Below are 17,438 nucleotides of genomic sequence, written 5' to 3'. Positions count from 1 at the left end.
TCCTAATAGGAATTTTACGAAATGGATAACATCCACCAACTGACAGCAATAGAAATCATTCAGCATATTCAGAAAAAAACGCTTTCTGCCAAAGAAGTGATGCTGGCGCATTTGAAACAAATCGACAAAGTTAATCCTGCTCTTAATGCCTTAACCCAGCGTTTTACTCCCGAGGAATGTTTGCAGCAGGCCGTCAATGTCGATAAGGCAATTGCTGCTAAGAAATCATTAAAAAAATTAACAGGTCTCCCAGTTGCAATCAAAGATGCTTTAAATGTGGAAGGCTTAATTTGCTCTTCTGGCAGCCCTGGTTTTTATAAAGCAGGAAAGGCTCAGCAGGATGCAACGCTTGTCGCGCGATTAAAGGCAGAAGGCGCCATTGTTATTGGATTAACCAATGTTCCAGAAATGTGTCGCGGTGGGGATTCCGACAACTTAATCTACGGGCGGACTAATAATCCCTATGATCTGGATAAAACTTGTGGTGGAAGTAGTGGTGGTTCTGCCGCGTTAATTGCTGCAGGCGGTGTACCTTTTGCAATAGGCTCAGATGGAGGCGGTAGTCTTGTCCAACCTGCACATTGTTGTGGAATTGTTGCCTTAAAACCCACTCATGGACATCTCCCATCCACAGGTACTGTAGGAGGAGATTCGCCAGGCCTCATTGGTTCTATGCTCACTTATGGTCCTATGGCCCGTTCCGTCAATGATCTCCGCTTGGGTTTGTCAGTGCTTGCAGGCCCTGATCAGTTTGACCCATATACAATACCCGTCCCGATTGAACCAGCACCCCCACTAAAAAAACTGCGTGTTGCCTATTTCACCGAAAATGGTTTTACTCCCGTAGCACAGGAAATACAACAGGTTGTTAAAGCGGCAGCTTTAGCCCTGGAAGATGACGTTGCTGTCGTTGTTGAAGAACGCCCGGACTGTGTCAGTCAATCCTATGCGCTGCATTGGGATCTTTTTCTGGGAGGGGATCATGGAAGCGGCTTCAAGCAGGTATTACACCAGCTGGGTATTGAAACACTCTCCTGGGAGTTAAGAGAATTTCTCCGCCAGGCAGAAAACTGTCAATTTTCAATGACTCAATTATATAGTCATATGAGAGAAATCGATTTATTCCGCATGGAACTTTTTTCTTTCATGCACAAGTATGATGTATTAATTAGCCCAGTCTTTCCGAAAGTAGCCAAACCACATGGTATCGGGATTAAAGAAATCAGCGATTTCTCCTATGCGATGACCCATAATTTGAGCCGATGTCCAACGGTGAGTCTACGATGCGGCACCTCAGCTACAAGATTACCCATCGGGGTGCAAATCGCTGCAAATCGGTGGAAAGATACCACTGCTCTGGCAGTTGCCGAGCGACTTGAAGAATTATTAGGTGGATATCAACCCCCTATTATTTTTTAATATATAATTTTGAAATAAACAGAATGATTTGTTTCTGGGTTTATTAGAAGGCGTGGTTGCCAATTAAATTTGAGAGCCGTGAATGACCGGATGCTGTGCATAAGCACAGCATGTAGGTGAGCGAAGATAAAATCTGCAACAATGAGACAAACTGCGCCCTGTCAGATTCAACCAGGCAATTTAGCTATTTGCCCCTCTAGATGCAAAACGCATAACAGCCTTTGCCTCATCCAAATCATCTGCATTGAGTTCTGCAGGTTGGGGAAGATCTTGATTAGGCCATATTGCCTGCGAGATTTTGTTGATAATATGTTGCAGCAACTCCCTCACTGTCCTGGGATCAAGTATTTTAGCAGCCGCGCTATTTGGACAATCGATCGTTAAATCCTGCACATGAATACCTTTGGTGGTAAAGCTCATTTCACAATGAATTTTTGCATGATAAGTAGACGTGGTATTTTTTTTGTTTCCTACCACGACTGTTGGATAAGTATGATCTGCGATAATAGAAACACCACCTTTAATTGGTACAATGTTTACCTTAGATACTTCATTAGGAAATTTAATCTGTGTGTTTTTCTTTAATTGCGCATTCACCAAACAATGGTGACTCGCAAAGGGAAGTCCGCCTTGATGAAAATGAGACAAAGCATGATTAGCCAATATCTCTTTTTCTTCTGGGATTGCTTTTGAGAACAATTCCGTCGCAAAAAAAGTACGTAGTTCGTCCTGACTCTCAAACTCCTTTCCCTGTCTTAACTCACCTATAGGTCTTCCATTGATTAAAATTTGAGTGCCTTTGCCAGCTCGAATTTCTCGGTTCCAGTCACTTAGAGTTGATTCTAATGATGCGAAACCGCCCCCTTGTTCCTTATTACCATAAAAGAATCGTTGAGTAGCGCTATATTGCCAAAAACTTGCCATTGTAAACCTCTTAAAAATCAAATTGCATTATATATGATCTAATGCGCCATTAACACCCTTTTTGAATAATATTTGTTCTAAGCCATGCCCATCAAAGGTTGGCTATTTCTATCAGTCTTCATAGTAGGAAAGAATTCACCACCCACATTGGAAGCAATAGAAGCCCCCGGAGTATCCGACAGATTTCTGTCCCTAATAGACTCTTGCCCAGTAAGAAGCGCCGTTATTTGCTGATTATTGATAACTCCGGCTACTTCGAGAGGCGTTCCCATTTCCAGAGCCTGGGCGTTTCTATCTGCCCCCAACTCAAGAACTGACTGACAAAGTTCTGTTTGTTCATTAATAATTAATAGGTGTAGCGCGGTTAGGCCGTCCTTATTTGCCAAATTAACATTAATCCCTTCGTAGGCCAGCAAATAATGAACGATGTGCCAATGCTTATTGTAACAAGCGAGTAGTAATAAGGTGGTTCCATCTTTGGATTGCTGATTAATATCCCGTTGACCAGTGCTCAATAACGCCTTAACAATGTCAATATGGCCATTTTCACAGGCAACATAGGCAGGATCCAAACCCTTCGATACGGAGGTTTGACCAGGGTTGGCCCCCAAGGTAAGCAAGTGTTTTACTTTGTCGAGATTCCCATAAAAGGCTTCCATATAGAGTAACCCAACCCCATCTGCATTGATCATTTGGGCTCTCTGTTCATCCATGTCGCCTAAATTACCGAGACAACACTTAAACCTAGAAAGAACAGTCGTAGTAAAAGTCGCAGATGGGCCAATTAGCTTAATCCTCATTAAACTGGTTTCCTCATCATTAAAGCAAGCAAGTACTGCTTCAGCAATCTCCTCCCGAGTATACTCCATATAATAGTCGTTCGTTTCTTCCTCAAAATCATTGATATCTGTTAACTGCCAAAACCCTGTAGACACGTTATAACAAAGAAAAACGTCATGATCATGCGACTCTATGCAAAAACAAAGTTGTGGATAGTCTTTAACGAACTGTTGCAAATTTGCGAATAGTCTTTCTGCTTCCCTTTTCTGCATAACAAGAGTTTCCTCCTGACTTCTTAAACCACCTTTTTCTTGTGTGTGATGCGTAAATAACAATTTCTCTCGGTGATATGCCTGATACGCAAATGAACAATGGAAGACCTGAAACTGCAGTGAGTTGATCTTCGCAATAGAAACTAAAAAATTATAAATTGAAAGCAATTTCTTATCGCCATCTTTACCTTTGCCCAGGCCGACTCGTAACCGAGCCTCATTAATCTCGGCAGCAAGACTTGTCATGCTTTTATAACGGCCAATCCTGTCTAACAGACTATCCCATGCATCTTGTTGATCACTCAGATAAGCCATTGCTAAAACGGCATCAAAGCCCAGACAGGGCCCAACACCAAAATCTATTTCTAATTCAGCAGCCAAGGAAACTAGTTTTGTGATTGAAAAAGCCATTACACTATTGCCAGTAAAAAAGCCTGATTATACTTAGCAAACATTAACCAAATATTAACCACCGAGAGCTATTTATTTGCATCAGGCCACTTTATTTGCGTCGTTGACTTACTTTGACGATGGAGCTGTGTTTCAATTTCCCCCCTTAAAAGTCAAGCCATTGAGCCAGCACTCTATTGGCGCATTGATTACTATGGTTCAGACCCACATATTACAGTTTTTACCCCAGCAGCCTACAATGATGATTCAATGAGCTATTACTTTGGAAAAACAATTTATTTCTCTAAGACTAGATTAAAGGACTCTTATTATGCGCAGGAATAAAACAGATAAAGCAGTGGATAATACCCCCCAAAATAGTCAACAGGGGAAGCCAAAATATGCTTTCTTTACTGGAGAAGCAGAGAGCTCACCTGGCAAAATAAATATCTTCGTTCTGTTAGCTGAAATTAATCTATCATTTGCTCAATTTCTTGCTGAAAAAGATAAAAGTGTTTATCAAGACGGGGTTACTAAATTGAACCTTTTTCTTAAAACACTTGCGCCTATCCTGGAAGCTAATGCCATGGCAATTCACTATGTATTGGGGGCTCAAGGATATTATCTAAAAGCAATCTGCTGCCTGATTGAAGCAAGCGAAAAAAAAGCTAAGGTAAAGTATTGTGATCAAGGGAAACAATACCTTGAAAAAGCCATTCACTACGGCCTCGAAAAACACAAGGAAATAGCGATTTTCAGTGATTTTTCTAAGACCCTTAAAAAATATCAGACTGACTTAGATAAAACGGTTGGTTGTTATAATAAAAAAGTCGCACAACAAGAAGAAAAACGAAAAAACAAACAACCTCTGCTGCGAGATAAGTCAATGCGGGTCGCAGTATGTGAAGATAGATTTTTTGCTAGCTTAACAGAACATTGTGCAGTAGGCTCTCTCACACTCAATAACGAGATTCACAGAAAAGCAATAGAGATGATGAGAGAGGCGCTCACTGCCTGTAAACCACTAACACCAGAAATAATCTCAACATCGGAACTGACAATAACACCCCGCTGACAACTTGAGAGCATCGGGATGCAATCATAGCCGCAAGCCTCAGAGCATTGACCTGGGGGGTTAACTCCTTTTTTGCTTTTCCAACCAACTCTCAATTTGGGTTCTCAATAAAGGTAAACTGACGACCCCATTTTTTAGCACTTGATTGTGAAATTGGCGTATATCAAAACGACTTCCCAATTGTTCTTTGGCTAATTGACGCAAACTTTCTATTTCATTTTTTCCCAGCATATAAGCAGTAGCCTGCCCTGGCATCATAATATAACGATCAACCTCGCCCTCAATAATGTTTTCGCTCAGAGCTGTATGCTGTTTTAAATAAGCCACTGCTTTTTCTCGACTCCAATGAAAAGCATGTATGCCTGTATCAACCACGAGGCGTGCTGCTCTTAGGGTTTCATTCGACAACATTCCCAAACGAGAAATATCATCCTGATATAACTCCATCTCATCAGCCAGGCGTTCGACATACAAAGCCCAACCCTCACCAAAACCAGCATTAAACAAATACCGGTTTAGCGTAGGTATCGCTTTGTTTTCATAAAGCAGGGCTATTTGAAAATGATGACCCGGTATCAATTCATGAAAGAGAGTTGCCTCTTGATCGATACGACTACGTTTTTCAGGCTCATAGGTATTGATATAAAAAACACCAGGCTCTGTCCCCTCCTCATTAGGCGGATGGTATTCACCAGAAGCCCCTGTTTTTGCTCGATGGGCAGGATAAGGTCGTAGAATACCTTCCGTTTTTGGCCTAAGGTCAAACCAATCAGAAACTTTAGCTTTGGCCCGTTCCAGAGCGGCGACATTATAATCCAAGATATCTTGTTCCGTAGAAAAATAATTCTCTGACTCTTCTTTTGCACGCTGAAAAATTACGGTCATATCGTCAGTACCATATTTTTTCATACCAATTTCAGCAACCTCTCCAGATAATTTTTGTATTGCTTGTAAACCCAATGCATGAATTTCATTCGGCGACAGCCCCAGGGTGGTTTCTTGTTTGATTTTAGCCTGGTAGCATGCCAACCCTGCTGGTAATGCCATAACACCTATTTCATTTCTGGCTTTAGGCAAATAGTCCTTCTCCAGATAATCCACATATTTTTTAATAGCAGGATTTATAACTTTTTGAATTAAAAGGGTAACTTGCGTTTTAAACGATTCATCACCATCCCGGCGAGCAAAATCAAAATAAGGGGATGCGCCAATGGGACTATTGAGTACTATTTTAAGTTGCGCTAATACTCTCGTTACAGCAGGCTTTGGCGCAGTATAGCCAAGGCTCAATCCCAATTTTAAATTGTCGATTTGATTATCGACCACTTTATCAAAAGTCTGCCAGCGGGTAAGAGCAAATTGGCGAGACTCCGGGGTTCCAACGGGTTGTTTCTCAGCTACAATAGCCATTTTATTATGCCAACCAAAGCTTGGATTAATATCCCAAAGCTCTTCTCTACAAATTCGACTTGCTTTTTTCGCTTCCAGTGTTTCTTTTAGAAGGAGATAAGTCAGGTATTGCGACGACCCCTGCAATGCCTTTTCATCTATTCTGTACAGGGCTAATAAGAAATCGTCTTCTTTTTGCAACCATTGGTTATAAGCTTCTATAGAAGCATCCATAAAACGATCTTGTGCTACATTGGTTTTTCCCCAAAAGAGACCTAATTCCGGCGAATAATCGAATAAGCTCTTTTCATAATCGTCTGCAAGATCGGCAAATTGCTGCGACATCTTTTTTCTCTCGGTAGCTGGATAGGAGTAAGCCATTGACTTTAAAAATAATAGCGAAACCAATAGACAGAATAAGACACGTAGAAGGTTTCTTTTTAGAGACATCTAAACGAATCTCCATTAATCAGAAATAGTGAATTAGATCAATCCTACCGGTTCCCAATTCTTAAGCCAAATAAATTTTTTTCATTCGCCTTATTGATGTAAATTGGGACGAAATAAACGACTTGTTCTTTTGCAATTTAAATTGTTTTCCAAATATACTAATTCAACCTTTATCTTCTATAACGACGACCACTATGAGCCATGCACAGGATTATGTTGATGCCTTAAGATCGGGTTGTTATTTCAAAGCGCTCGAGTTGGCTGCTTTTGTTAGCCAAAAATATCAATCAATGAAAAAAGATCTCATGGGTGCTGATGAACTTGTACAATTGGGAATTTATGAATTAAGCCAAACAGATATTGATAAGAATGACATTCCTGCTATTAATTTTATATACAATTACCTGCAATACCACCGTTATCTTGTAAATGGTGAAAAGGGCTATACCCTAATGACCTTTCTATCTTTAGCCAGTCTTGTTTTGGCGGTTAAAGAAGATGAGGAACTGGAAGAAGTTACTGCAGCGACTACCATTGAAAATGCCAATCAACTGAAATCTTTTCTTCAAGATGACTCTGATTTTTCCAGATTAATAGCAAGCAACGCTGATCGCGCCAGAAAATGGATAGAACTCATGAGCCAATCTTTGGCGGAAGTAGAATTGGCTAAAAAGATAGCAACCATGGGGACCCAGAGTTTTGCTAATTTAGACAAGGAGCTTGAGCAACTGGGACAGCAACTTGCGAAAGAAAAAGTTCATTTTTTCTGCCCCTTGATACAACGAAGAAAACAAGCCCAAATGGTCAAAGAGGCTCTTGCCGCGTTTAGGGATCATTTACAGGACAAGCTTGAAAAAGAAGGGGTCATCTTCTCCACTGAGGGGGGAATGGCATTACTCGTCGAACCAACCACCAAACAGCAAAAGTTAATGAATCGCTATCAAATTATTGCTGTTCTGGTGGAGCAGATGAAAGAGAAAACTGTTTTTAGCTATGGTGACAAGCAGGTTATAGTTAAAGCCATGGAAATTTGTTACTACAATTCACCCTGCTGGCAGGAAAGAGTTTTTTTTCAAAAAGCCACCGATATATTCAGTGGTGGTCTAAAACCACTTTACCGCAGCCTATTTTCCCAGGAAAAATTCTATAAACAGAGCATAGAGGCATTAATAGCGCTCGATGAAGAAGGCGCAGGCATGCTGACACCAAATTAATGTAAATAGTGTTAGGTGACTAAGGAAAAGGGGCTTAGAAGGTGTAAGAGCCAGGTTACCAAGACAATTATCAATAGACTCACTAACAAGGGTGGTGTGTTTTTCTTGCTAAAGAAGCGATAAATACCAAACAGCAAAGCGGTGAGTAATAATAAAAGCACCCCCGTAAGCAAAATTGTCGATAAGGCTAAATACAAACAACCTGCGTTAAAATAAAAAGGCACAAAGGTTGTGGATAATCCAGCGCCCTTACGATAACACAAACTAAAAAAATAATGCCGGTCATAAAGAATTAAAAAAACCATAGCATAAACTCTAAGCGCATTGACATTGCTTAATTTTTCTCTGTAATTCATCGTCCTGCCTGCCTGATGAAATTAGTATGGAATCATACTGCCATATTCTTCCATGTCTGGAGAATACTCCGCTTCCATTGCATTTTTTATTGCCTGCTCTGTTTTTCCATGCCCGCTGATACATTGCTCAAGAACAGATTGCCCCGAGAAGTCGTTACTAAAAGCTGCTAACATTTCCCTAAACTCTTGCTGCTCATGACTACCCAACGGCTGATTGACAAAAATATCTGACAAATCTACCCGCTTTCTCTCTGCAATCTCTTTGGCAAAAGATAACATGTCAGCATAAGTTTTCGCGGAATTATCACCAATAAAAGTCGACCAAGCTGGCGGATTGCCTTGAATGTATTTCACTAAAATCTGCTTACCATTTCTAAGATTCTCGACAGTCTTTTTACACTGTGCAGGATGAGCTCCTTGTATCATTAAAGGGCGACCATAATGGTCAGTGAGCGAATTTCTTAACGCCTTGGTATCCCGTGCAGGCTCTATATCAACCATTTTTAAAGTAGAGCAAATTGTTTTTTCTGTACAGTGCAAGTAATCCAGGGGAGATAAACCATCCTTATCGCGAATTTGGGTAGATACACCCAGTTCTATAAGGCGGCTAGCCACGTCTGCACGGCCAAGGATAACCGCATAGTGAAGTGCTGTTCTACCTTTGTCATCCTGATAGTTGACGCGTAGCTCCTCTTTATAGACATCAATAAATTTATGTATTAATAACCCGCTAGAGGGCAATAGCGTCAACAGAATGAGGAGGGATTTTTTGCCGTACCGGGAACCATCACACAGATTAGGGTCAATACGTCTCGACATTAAGCTAAATAACCGTGCTACATCAATAAACCGTTCATTAGCTAGCAGGAAATGTAAAACAGGATTGTCAGGCGCCCAATCAGCATTGGGATTAAAATGATTTAAACGGATAAAAGACTGTAGCTTCTTATCAGAAAGACGCATAAAACTCAGTGAATTAAATCGCTTATTTGAGTAATAAAATGAATGCATGTATACTTTTTATTCAAAATGATTTGTGCACATTCTATGCGATTTAAATACTCCATAGCAAATGCAAGTATGAATTAGCAACAACCCATTGGGGAGCAGCCTCCATACTCGTCAGCTCAATCAACATCTCAGTATGATGATGTCCAGTATGAGCAATAAACATTTTTCCTTTGACAATCACTTTCTTGGTTAATAGAACTTTTTTCTCTTTATATTGCTCCGCCGTGAGTACCAATTGAAATTTAGTGGTACGCCGTTCAAGGCGATATAACTTATCGTTGTCGAGGCTTCGGCCTATTCCACAATAAGATTTTCCAGTCGTCAAAATCCAGTAGGTTTCAGGCTCATCACCTTTTTGGATACTTTCATAATTAGGAAGACCAGGAAAAGTTTGCACCCCAAGCTTACCTTCCAATTTGATTTCCTTTCCTTCCATCAGACAATTTTCAGCACTGGCTAATGGGCTGAAAATGAGGAAAAGATGGAGGAGTAAACAAGCTAAAATCTTCATTGATTTCTCCCTTTTACAACACTTAAATTAACGACATCTGCAGGCTCCTCTATAGAAAACAAAGGATCCTGATTCCCCATGAATGATGAGTGTTTTTGCGCCAGTTAAAATGAATTGCTGACTTTGCTCAAGAACATAGTCGACCATATCCTGGCAAGTTGTTCGCTTGCTTAACAACAATGACTTTAATATCGACTACCTCTTGTAAATGATTCATTTGATGTTGCCATAAACCGCTATCACCACTTACTCCAGGACTTAGGACCAGTGTTTGTTTCATGGCAGGCCTCCTTGCGAAAATCGGACCTTTTATGGCAACGCAGCTCAAAACTAGTATAGGTTATAGCAACTTTGCTAGCTAACTTTGCTTATTGTTAGAAGGAGTTGTTGGAATATTTTCTTCTATTCTCTTAATCATATAAGGAAAAAATGGATTCGATGAAAGACGCAGAATCGAATCCAGGCTAACAATCAGTACATTGCGTTCCCCACGAGTAGCTGTTGCTCCTAACTGAATGCCATAATTTTCAGTTGGATCAGGTTGTAAGCCATAAAGCCCATCCGTGATTGGAAAAGGTATGGCAACATGCGATAAAGAATAAACCTCTTTGGGATAAGATAACCCCAAAGGACGGCTTTGTTCATTAACAGCCCCCGCTTCTGTGATAGATTCGACCACCGCTTCACTTTCTTCGTTAACATTGGTGATAATTGTTGTCCGAAATTTCCTGGGGGGTGGATTTAGAAGGCGCGTCAATGCAGCATCCGCCGCAGGACGCAATAAAATACCGAATTTTGCAGCTCTATTGAGGTCAAACAATACCAATTCACTGCCATTAGCGGGAAGTTGAGCATAAAAAGCAGAAACAATAGCACGGGTGCTGACCGTAAAATCCATGACTGATTGGAAAGTAAGTATCGGAGGAAGTTGACTAAGTTGCCCACGGCGAATCAAGCGCAGAATTTGTTGCTGTAACTCTGTTGTTAGACAGTAAGATTGTCGCGCACCATTGATAGGAAAAGAATTATATTTAAATGGATTGAATTCAGGAAGTATGCTAAGCCATGCTGCTTTTGCAAAAGCAGGTAATAGAGCAGGCAAACCTGCAAGTCCGGCAAAACGAGCAAAACGGGTAATACCAATCATCGGCGAAATCAATATAATTTTGTCTGGGCGTGTTAGTTTTTCATCTTCAAGCGCATCGAGAGTGTACTTTAATGCCAGTGCTCCCCCATTAGAAAACCCGACAAGATGCAAAGGCCGAGACGGACCTACACGTTTCCGAGCCTCCCTGATTGCTAATCGTGTTGCTGCTAACCAATCCTCCCATTTAACATCGGTCAAAGCAGCAGGAACGGTACCGTGCGCCGGTAATCTAATCGCAATAGCCACGTAACCATGCTCACGATAACGCCGAGCAATATGGCGAAGGCTATAAGGGGAATCTGTTAGTCCATGTAAAAATACAACAGCCCCAACCGGGGGCCCCTGCGGTTCAAGTATATAAGAATGATTCCAATCATGAGGAAGTTTTCCAGGGTAAACTGGACTACCATCAAAATATCGATTTACCGGAACACGCTCTTCCCTGTTTAATTTGAGAGTAACTTCTCTCCGGACAGATTCAAATAGCGTATTCTCAGCCTTGATATATTGTGACCAATCCAATTGTTCAAGTTCTTCCGCCTTTAAGTCTTTAGGAATGTAGGTGTGCCAAATTTCCAGAGGAGGGCCACGTAGCGAATCATAGCTCCGGATGGCTAGCAACGTTACCAGGACAATGCAGAGTAATTTAAATAATGATTTTAATATCTTAAAAAATTTGGTGCGCACTGGTTCAACTCACTTTGACCATCTGGAATTACAGGCATTAACTGTTCGTTTAACCGCAACTCCACACATCCTGTTTTTAAAGATACTACCATACTTCCACTTTAAAAAACTTCCAAAATCGAGCGATGTTAAACCCTGGGATTGAAAATTTGATTCAACAACAATAGGAGATGAATCGTGGAGTTGGGGGCAGAGGAGAGACAATAGGCAGTATAACCAATCTCAGCAAGGTCCCTCCTGAAAAGTCTTAGAGCTTCCCTTATAGTCCAAATCACAAAAAGCATAAGCACAACCTATTGCTGTCCTAAATACGTCTTCTGGACAATGAATATCTTCACGTACTTGTGGTTTTTGATGTGGGAAATGGGATAACCATTCATTTATGACCTCACTACTATATTTTAGCCAGACACCTTGTTTAGAGAGATCAAAATGTTTAGTGCGATCAAGCGAAGGGGCCATGCCAGACTCTGGCTGAGAGAAAGGGGCGATGAAAACAAGGTATTTTTTACGTCACTTTTATCTTGATTAATTTCCGTGTTTTTAAAATAGTGATAACGTATCTCTTTAAAAACACTACGTGCGATGAAAATCTATCAGGAGCCCCCTTGTTTACACAATTTTTCACTATCGGGTTACTGATGTTACTGGCCGTGATGTCACCCGGACCGGATTTTGCCCTTGTTACTAAAAATACAGTATTACATTCTCGTGAATCCGGATTCTTCACCGCGCTTGGTGTAGCCCTGTCCAATTTGATTCACATTAGCTACTGTTCTCTAGGACTTGCTTTTGTTATCTCCAACTCCATCTTACTATTCAGCCTTATTAAATACCTTGGCGCAGCTTATTTGCTGTATCTTGGGGTCACCTCCCTACTCTCCAAACCTGCTATTCATTTTGTAGACAAAAAAAGAATGCAAATTAAGAAAACATCATTGCCAAAAGTCACCGCTTTTCGCCAAGGTTTCTTGTGTAATCTGCTAAATCCCAAAGCCACTTTATTTTTCCTTGCGTTGTTTACTACCATTATTAAATCGGAAACGCCAACTGTGTGGGTTTTGATTTTTATTGTTGAAATGTTTGTTATCATCGCGTTGTGGTTTTTTACCTTAACGATGATTTTGTCCCATCCTAAAGTAATAAAACTACTGGAAAAGAGCGAAAAATACATTGCCAGGATTTTAGGGGTATTCTTAGTGAGTTTTCGAGTTGCCCTAGCATTAGTAAAACGATGAGAGATGACTCGATGATAACCGTTACCGTTATTGGTTCTGGGGCAATAGGCAAATTTTATGGAGCCCTGTTTACTCTTGCAGAACTTCATGTCTGTCATCTTGAGCGTTCTGACTTCTCAATTTTACAGCAACAAAAATATTATGAACTTGAGCTGCCAGATGGCACTGTCATAGAAGTTACACCGAAACAAATTGAGAAGGATTATAAGCAACTACCTAAATCTGACATCATTCTTATTGCACTCAAAACCACTGCAAATGAAGTATTAAAAGAAATCCTGCCTTATGTTCTTAAACCTGAAAGCAAAATTCTTGTTTTGCAAAATGGGATTGGCAACGAAGAATATCTCGCCTCTTTCATCAAGGAAAACTGTTCTATTCTGTGCGGTGTAACGACAACAGGCGCCACTCGCATTAGGCCAGGATATATCAAGATAAAATACCTTGGTGAGTTAAAGTTAGCCCCTTTTCTAACTGGGCAATCAAGTGGAGAAGAGATTAAGCAACTACTTAAGTCTTCAGTCAATCATGCTATGTATCCCAAAATTCAACTCGCTGAAAACCATCGTTTTCTTCGTTGGACAAAATTATTATGGAATACTCCTTTTAGCAGTTTAGCGGTACTATTTAATACCTCTGTTGATGCCCTCGCTACACAAAGCCATTATCAAAAAATTGTACGTGCACTCATGTATGAAGTTTGTCTAGTCGCTAAACTGGATGATGCCGAAATTGCGAATAACATTGAGAAATTGCTGGCAGCGACCGCAACATTGCACGGCTTTTATCCCAGCATGTACGTTGACTTTCAAGAAGGCCGGCGGCTTGAATCTCAATATATTGTGGCTAATGTTATCGATTATGCAAGAGCACATGGACTGGATACACCCGTATTGTCCTTTATTTATGAAACACTATTAAAGCTGGAAAAAAATGGCAGAATATTCACATGCAGTGAACAGAACGAAATTTTTCGGTTAATCACACCGTTAATAGAAAGATCCAACTCCTAACTGCGCGTCTTCTGAAAAAGAAATTACCGTATGCAATGCTTACCGTTAAAACTGTTACTGTGTTCCTGGCTCCTGGTTACCAGAGAGCCAGGAAACTTAACGTGATGAAACACTGTCTTTAATAAAATAAACCAACAAAATAGCGAGTAAGAGGAAGAATGGCAGTATCCACAGATAGGTAAAAAAATCCGTAGAGAAGGCTGTTAAAAATAAAAAAGGAATAAAGAGCAACAAGGTATTAAATAAGAAAACGGCTGTATTCAATACACTAACAGCAACCCCTCGTGTTAACGCGGTTGAAATCTCACTTACTAGTGTAAAAAACAGCATTGAACCCGATAGAAAAAACCCTATAAAAAACGAGACAATTTTACTGATGACGAGGGTATTAATATTGAAATGCGGCAGATAAAGGCCTAGTAATAATAACATCGTCCCTACACAGAGAGTAACGTGTATGATCATAACTCTCGATTTTATTTTATTAGAGAGATAACCCCATAGGGGAGTTCCGACTCCAGTCCCCCCAAAGATCATACCGCCAACAATAACGGCTTGAAGATTATCTACAGCATAATAGCTCTGTACCCGCAAATACCAAAGACCTGCATAGGCTAAAAGCACCCCAAACGAAGTTGCAGCAGCAATAGAGCTCAGTAAAATTTGTCGGTTATTAAGAACAACTGCTAACGATTGCTTGAGGGAAAGCGTTGCTTCCTGCTTATAACCTGAAGGGGATTTAAGCAGGAATAAAGAGAGGAGTAATAAAATAAAGCCAAAGCCTGCTAAACCATAATATAACTCATTCCAGCGATGGGTAATTAAGGCCAACGTGAAATAATAATGAATAATAGCTGCGAAAATACAAGACAATGTTTGCGTAAAACCAAATAAAATAGGAAATTTTTCTGCCGCAAACCATCGAGCGATTAATACTGCAGCAGCTACAAAGGCAAAGGAAGCGCCTATTCCTTGTAAGAAATTGGCCAGAGTATAAACAGTCAGTGTCTCCGCGAATGAAATAATAATATTGCCCATAGTCAACAAAAGCACCCCGCTACTTACGACCAGGCGCGCGTTCCATTTATCAAGTAAATAACCTGCCGGGATTTGCATGCATGCAAATCCTAAAATAAATGCGCCACTGGCAATTGACACACCTAAATTGCTGGTATGCAGAGAGGCTTTAATTGATTCGGAAAAAACAGCAGATGCCGTATTTAAACAAAAAGAATAGACAACAAATAGGGTTACAACGAACCACACAATATATCCATAATATTTTTGCATACATTCCCTTATAAAATTAGCGCTATATTCTCTCTCTCACTTTTTTCACTCACTTCCCTCACCCAGGATCATTTAAGGCACAATTGGAAGTATTCATTTCGTACAATAGCACCTCATTTAAAATGGGCATGCGGGTAATTGATTAGCATCTGTCAACCAAAATTGATGATGCCACTTGTCATAGATTGAGACCGGCATTTTACTTTGTTTAAACTCAGCAAAAGGCAGATCACATAAAAGCCATTTCAGGAAAGCAGCACAAACCGCTGGACTAATGAGTTGGCCTTTTTGATAAATTTCTTCAAATTTTTGATGCAAATGAAAAGAGGTTGTTTCTCTTAAGATTTTTTGAATATGGGTATCAACCTCTCCCGGAATCACCGAAGAAACCCCGATATTTCTTTCCTCTAACTCTTGTCTCACGATTGCAGCTACTTCATCCAAACCCGCTTTGCTTGCACAATAAGTGGAGCCATCTTTAAGCTTCAACGTGGCAGCCCTTGATGTAAGGTACAAGATGCGGGATTCTGACGGCATTTGGCTAGTAAGCAGCGCAGTTAATTTCATTGGCGCCAGCAAATTAACCATGAGCACTTCATCAATACTCCCGCAAGTATATTGCTCCAAAGGTCGTGGCGGGCTTTTCATTCCCGCATTTTGCACAGAAAGATGCAGGGGCAAACCAGTCTTCTTAATTGTTGTTGCTACATTCTCTATATCATCATTCTGGGTAAAATCGGCCTGAATAGGAATGAAATCGGGAAAAAGAGCCTGTGTAGTTTCCAAACTCGCAAGATCACGCCCTGTCCCAAAAACAAGCCAGCCATTGCTTAATAAATTCTTACTAAGCGCCAGTCCGATTCCATGAGTAGCACCTGTGACTAAAGCTGTTTTTTCCATGGTTAGTAATCTAGTCAAAAGATACAATCTACGAAGTTTAAAATAGAAAATCAAATTTTAACCATCGCTCATACTGTTACCCAATGTTTGTATTTATCCTCCCAAGGAAAAGGCAGATTTCTGCCTATTTATGGATATTTTGCATGGATTTTAATCTTTTCTAACCATAAAATACGCGCTGCAACTATTTTCTCGCCACAACCAATAGAATTCTCCGGATAAACAGAGGAATACTTTTTTATCTAGCCTAACTCAGAGTATAATCCTCGGTTAAGCCGTTACCATCAGGATGATCATGAGCTGTTTATTTTGCAAAATTGTAAATGGAGAAATTCCATCGAAGATGGTATTTGAAGATCCGGAAGTTATCGTCATTCATGATATTAGGCCACAAGCGCCAACACATATGCTGATAATTCCCAAGCAACACATTGCAACAATTAATGAAGCCGATAGTAAGGATGAGCAATTATTAGGCCGCATGATACTTACTGGAAAGAAAATGGCTAAAACTGAAAAACTAAGTGACGATGGATATCGATTAGTTTTCAATGTTAATTCCGGTGGCGGGCAGGAAGTTTACCACATTCATTTACATCTACTGGGCGGTCGTCAGATGACGTGGCCCCCGGGCTAGGACTCATTACAATGCAGGAATTATATAAAGAAATTATTAAAAGACTGGGTGAGGACGTGAACCGCGAAGGCCTGCGCGACACCCCTGAGCGTGCTGCAAATGCCATACGCTACCTTACTAAAGGGTACAATGAAAATCTTGAGGACATTATCAATAATGCCTTGTTTGAATCCGATATGAGCGAGATGGTCATTGTAAAAGAAATTGAAATGTATTCCATGTGTGAACATCACTTATTGCCCTTTTTAGGAAAATGTCATGTAGGCTATTTGCCTAATGGTAAGGTTTTGGGTTTATCTAAAATCGCACGTATCGTTGATTATTTTGCTCGCCGTTTACAAATTCAAGAACGCCTGACTAGTGAAATTGCTTATTGCATTGAATCAATAACAGGTGCGCGTGGTGTAGCAGTAGTGATGGAAGCAAAACATTTATGCATGATGATGCGAGGTGTAGAGAAGCAAAACTCAATTATGACAACTTCAGTTATGCTTGGTGAAATGCGTGATAATCCCGCCAGCCGAAGTGAATTTTTGCGTCTTATTAGCCGAGCCAGCAGTTTATACTAAGCCCTCGTTTACACTGAATAAATTTAAAAAATATAAAAATAGCAGCGCGCTTCAATAAACACGCTGCTGTACGATTTACTCTTCTTCTGTTGAGGAAGGCTGAACTTCGCTATCTAAAGATTCGTCGTCCACTGCTTCCACTGGTACTGATTTTTCATTACCAGCC

Annotated in this window: 18 protein-coding genes; 7 read left to right on the top strand and 11 right to left on the bottom strand. The window is 40.4% G+C overall.

Annotated elements, in window-relative coordinates:
- Positions 1 to 21 precede the first annotated feature (21 nt).
- Positions 22 to 1,419, top strand: coding sequence for an amidase (locus tag Lfee_RS09675; protein ID WP_058446201.1), 1,398 nt, complete (start codon positions 22 to 24; stop codon positions 1,417 to 1,419).
- Positions 1,420 to 1,599: 180 nt separating this feature from the next.
- Here Lfee_RS09675 and Lfee_RS09670 read toward each other — a convergent pair whose 3' ends face one another.
- Together Lfee_RS09670 and Lfee_RS09665 are read right to left on the bottom strand one after the other, a co-directional pair.
- Positions 1,600 to 2,343 (bottom strand): hypothetical protein, encoded by a 744-nt coding sequence (locus Lfee_RS09670; RefSeq protein ID WP_058446200.1) that lies wholly within the window; start codon positions 2,341 to 2,343, stop codon positions 1,600 to 1,602.
- A gap of 77 nt (positions 2,344 to 2,420) precedes the next feature.
- Entirely contained in the window at positions 2,421 to 3,806 is a 1,386-nt protein-coding gene (locus Lfee_RS09665; protein ID WP_058446199.1) for an ankyrin repeat domain-containing protein, read from the bottom strand.
- A 310-nt stretch (positions 3,807 to 4,116) separates the two neighbouring features.
- Here Lfee_RS09665 and Lfee_RS09660 point away from each other — a divergent pair, with 310 nt between their 5' ends.
- Positions 4,117 to 4,860: a hypothetical protein gene (locus Lfee_RS09660; RefSeq protein WP_058446198.1), complete on the top strand. Its 744-nt coding sequence runs from the start codon at positions 4,117 to 4,119 to the stop codon at positions 4,858 to 4,860.
- Positions 4,861 to 4,920: 60 nt separating this feature from the next.
- On the opposite strand, the gene Lfee_RS09655 is transcribed toward Lfee_RS09660, so the two are convergent.
- Entirely contained in the window at positions 4,921 to 6,699 is a 1,779-nt protein-coding gene (locus Lfee_RS09655) for a DUF885 domain-containing protein (protein ID WP_238584908.1), read from the bottom strand.
- A 194-nt stretch (positions 6,700 to 6,893) separates the two neighbouring features.
- Here Lfee_RS09655 and Lfee_RS09650 point away from each other — a divergent pair, with 194 nt between their 5' ends.
- Positions 6,894 to 7,913, top strand: coding sequence for a hypothetical protein (locus Lfee_RS09650; RefSeq protein WP_058446194.1), 1,020 nt, complete (start codon positions 6,894 to 6,896; stop codon positions 7,911 to 7,913).
- Between the two features lie 11 nt (positions 7,914 to 7,924).
- Here the strand turns inward: Lfee_RS09650 and Lfee_RS09645 are convergent, their stop codons facing one another.
- From Lfee_RS09645 to Lfee_RS09625, 6 genes are all read right to left on the bottom strand, one after another.
- Positions 7,925 to 8,269 (bottom strand): hypothetical protein, encoded by a 345-nt coding sequence (locus tag Lfee_RS09645; protein ID WP_058446191.1) that lies wholly within the window; start codon positions 8,267 to 8,269, stop codon positions 7,925 to 7,927.
- Between the two features lie 21 nt (positions 8,270 to 8,290).
- The gene (locus Lfee_RS09640; RefSeq protein WP_058446189.1) at positions 8,291 to 9,232 is read right to left on the bottom strand and encodes an ankyrin repeat domain-containing protein; all 942 of its coding nucleotides are present in this window, start codon (positions 9,230 to 9,232) and stop codon (positions 8,291 to 8,293) included.
- A gap of 91 nt (positions 9,233 to 9,323) precedes the next feature.
- A complete protein-coding gene (locus tag Lfee_RS09635) occupies positions 9,324 to 9,791 on the bottom strand; it encodes a DUF4431 domain-containing protein (RefSeq protein ID WP_058446187.1) in 468 nt (155 codons plus the stop codon).
- A gap of 127 nt (positions 9,792 to 9,918) precedes the next feature.
- Complete coding sequence (locus Lfee_RS17025; RefSeq protein ID WP_156413383.1) at positions 9,919 to 10,071, bottom strand: hypothetical protein; 153 nt, start codon at positions 10,069 to 10,071, stop codon at positions 9,919 to 9,921.
- A 78-nt stretch (positions 10,072 to 10,149) separates the two neighbouring features.
- Positions 10,150 to 11,625, bottom strand: a complete 1,476-nt coding sequence (locus tag Lfee_RS09630; RefSeq protein WP_058446185.1) for an alpha/beta hydrolase — start codon at positions 11,623 to 11,625, stop codon at positions 10,150 to 10,152.
- 222 nt (positions 11,626 to 11,847) lie between these two features.
- The gene (locus Lfee_RS09625) at positions 11,848 to 12,087 is read right to left on the bottom strand and encodes a hypothetical protein (protein ID WP_058446183.1); all 240 of its coding nucleotides are present in this window, start codon (positions 12,085 to 12,087) and stop codon (positions 11,848 to 11,850) included.
- 146 nt (positions 12,088 to 12,233) lie between these two features.
- Here Lfee_RS09625 and Lfee_RS09620 point away from each other — a divergent pair, with 146 nt between their 5' ends.
- Positions 12,234 to 12,863 carry a LysE family translocator gene (locus Lfee_RS09620; RefSeq protein WP_058446181.1) on the top strand — a complete coding sequence of 210 codons (630 nt, stop codon included), beginning with the start codon at positions 12,234 to 12,236 and terminating at the stop codon, positions 12,861 to 12,863.
- Between the two features lie 11 nt (positions 12,864 to 12,874).
- Entirely contained in the window at positions 12,875 to 13,876 is a 1,002-nt protein-coding gene (locus tag Lfee_RS09615; protein ID WP_058446179.1) for a ketopantoate reductase family protein, read from the top strand.
- Positions 13,877 to 13,972: 96 nt separating this feature from the next.
- Here the strand turns inward: Lfee_RS09615 and Lfee_RS09610 are convergent, their stop codons facing one another.
- Both Lfee_RS09610 and Lfee_RS09605 read right to left on the bottom strand, forming a co-directional pair.
- Positions 13,973 to 15,166 carry an MFS transporter gene (locus tag Lfee_RS09610; RefSeq protein ID WP_082646615.1) on the bottom strand — a complete coding sequence of 398 codons (1,194 nt, stop codon included), beginning with the start codon at positions 15,164 to 15,166 and terminating at the stop codon, positions 13,973 to 13,975.
- A 117-nt stretch (positions 15,167 to 15,283) separates the two neighbouring features.
- On the bottom strand, positions 15,284 to 16,066 hold the full coding sequence (locus Lfee_RS09605; protein ID WP_082646614.1) for an SDR family oxidoreductase: 783 nt from the start codon (positions 16,064 to 16,066) through the stop codon (positions 15,284 to 15,286).
- A 295-nt stretch (positions 16,067 to 16,361) separates the two neighbouring features.
- Here Lfee_RS09605 and Lfee_RS09600 point away from each other — a divergent pair, with 295 nt between their 5' ends.
- Both Lfee_RS09600 and folE read left to right on the top strand, forming a co-directional pair.
- Positions 16,362 to 16,703, top strand: coding sequence for a histidine triad nucleotide-binding protein (locus Lfee_RS09600; RefSeq protein ID WP_058446175.1), 342 nt, complete (start codon positions 16,362 to 16,364; stop codon positions 16,701 to 16,703).
- Between the two features lie 11 nt (positions 16,704 to 16,714).
- Positions 16,715 to 17,272, top strand: coding sequence for a GTP cyclohydrolase I FolE (gene folE / locus Lfee_RS09595; RefSeq protein ID WP_058446173.1), 558 nt, complete (start codon positions 16,715 to 16,717; stop codon positions 17,270 to 17,272).
- Positions 17,273 to 17,438: the final 166 nt, after the last annotated feature.

Source organism: Legionella feeleii (assembly GCF_001467625.1).
In the GTDB taxonomy this organism is placed as follows: Bacteria; Pseudomonadota; Gammaproteobacteria; order Legionellales; family Legionellaceae; genus Tatlockia; species Tatlockia feeleii.
Note: the sequence above shows the minus strand (reverse complement) of the source record. Positions and strands in the feature narration are given on the sequence as shown.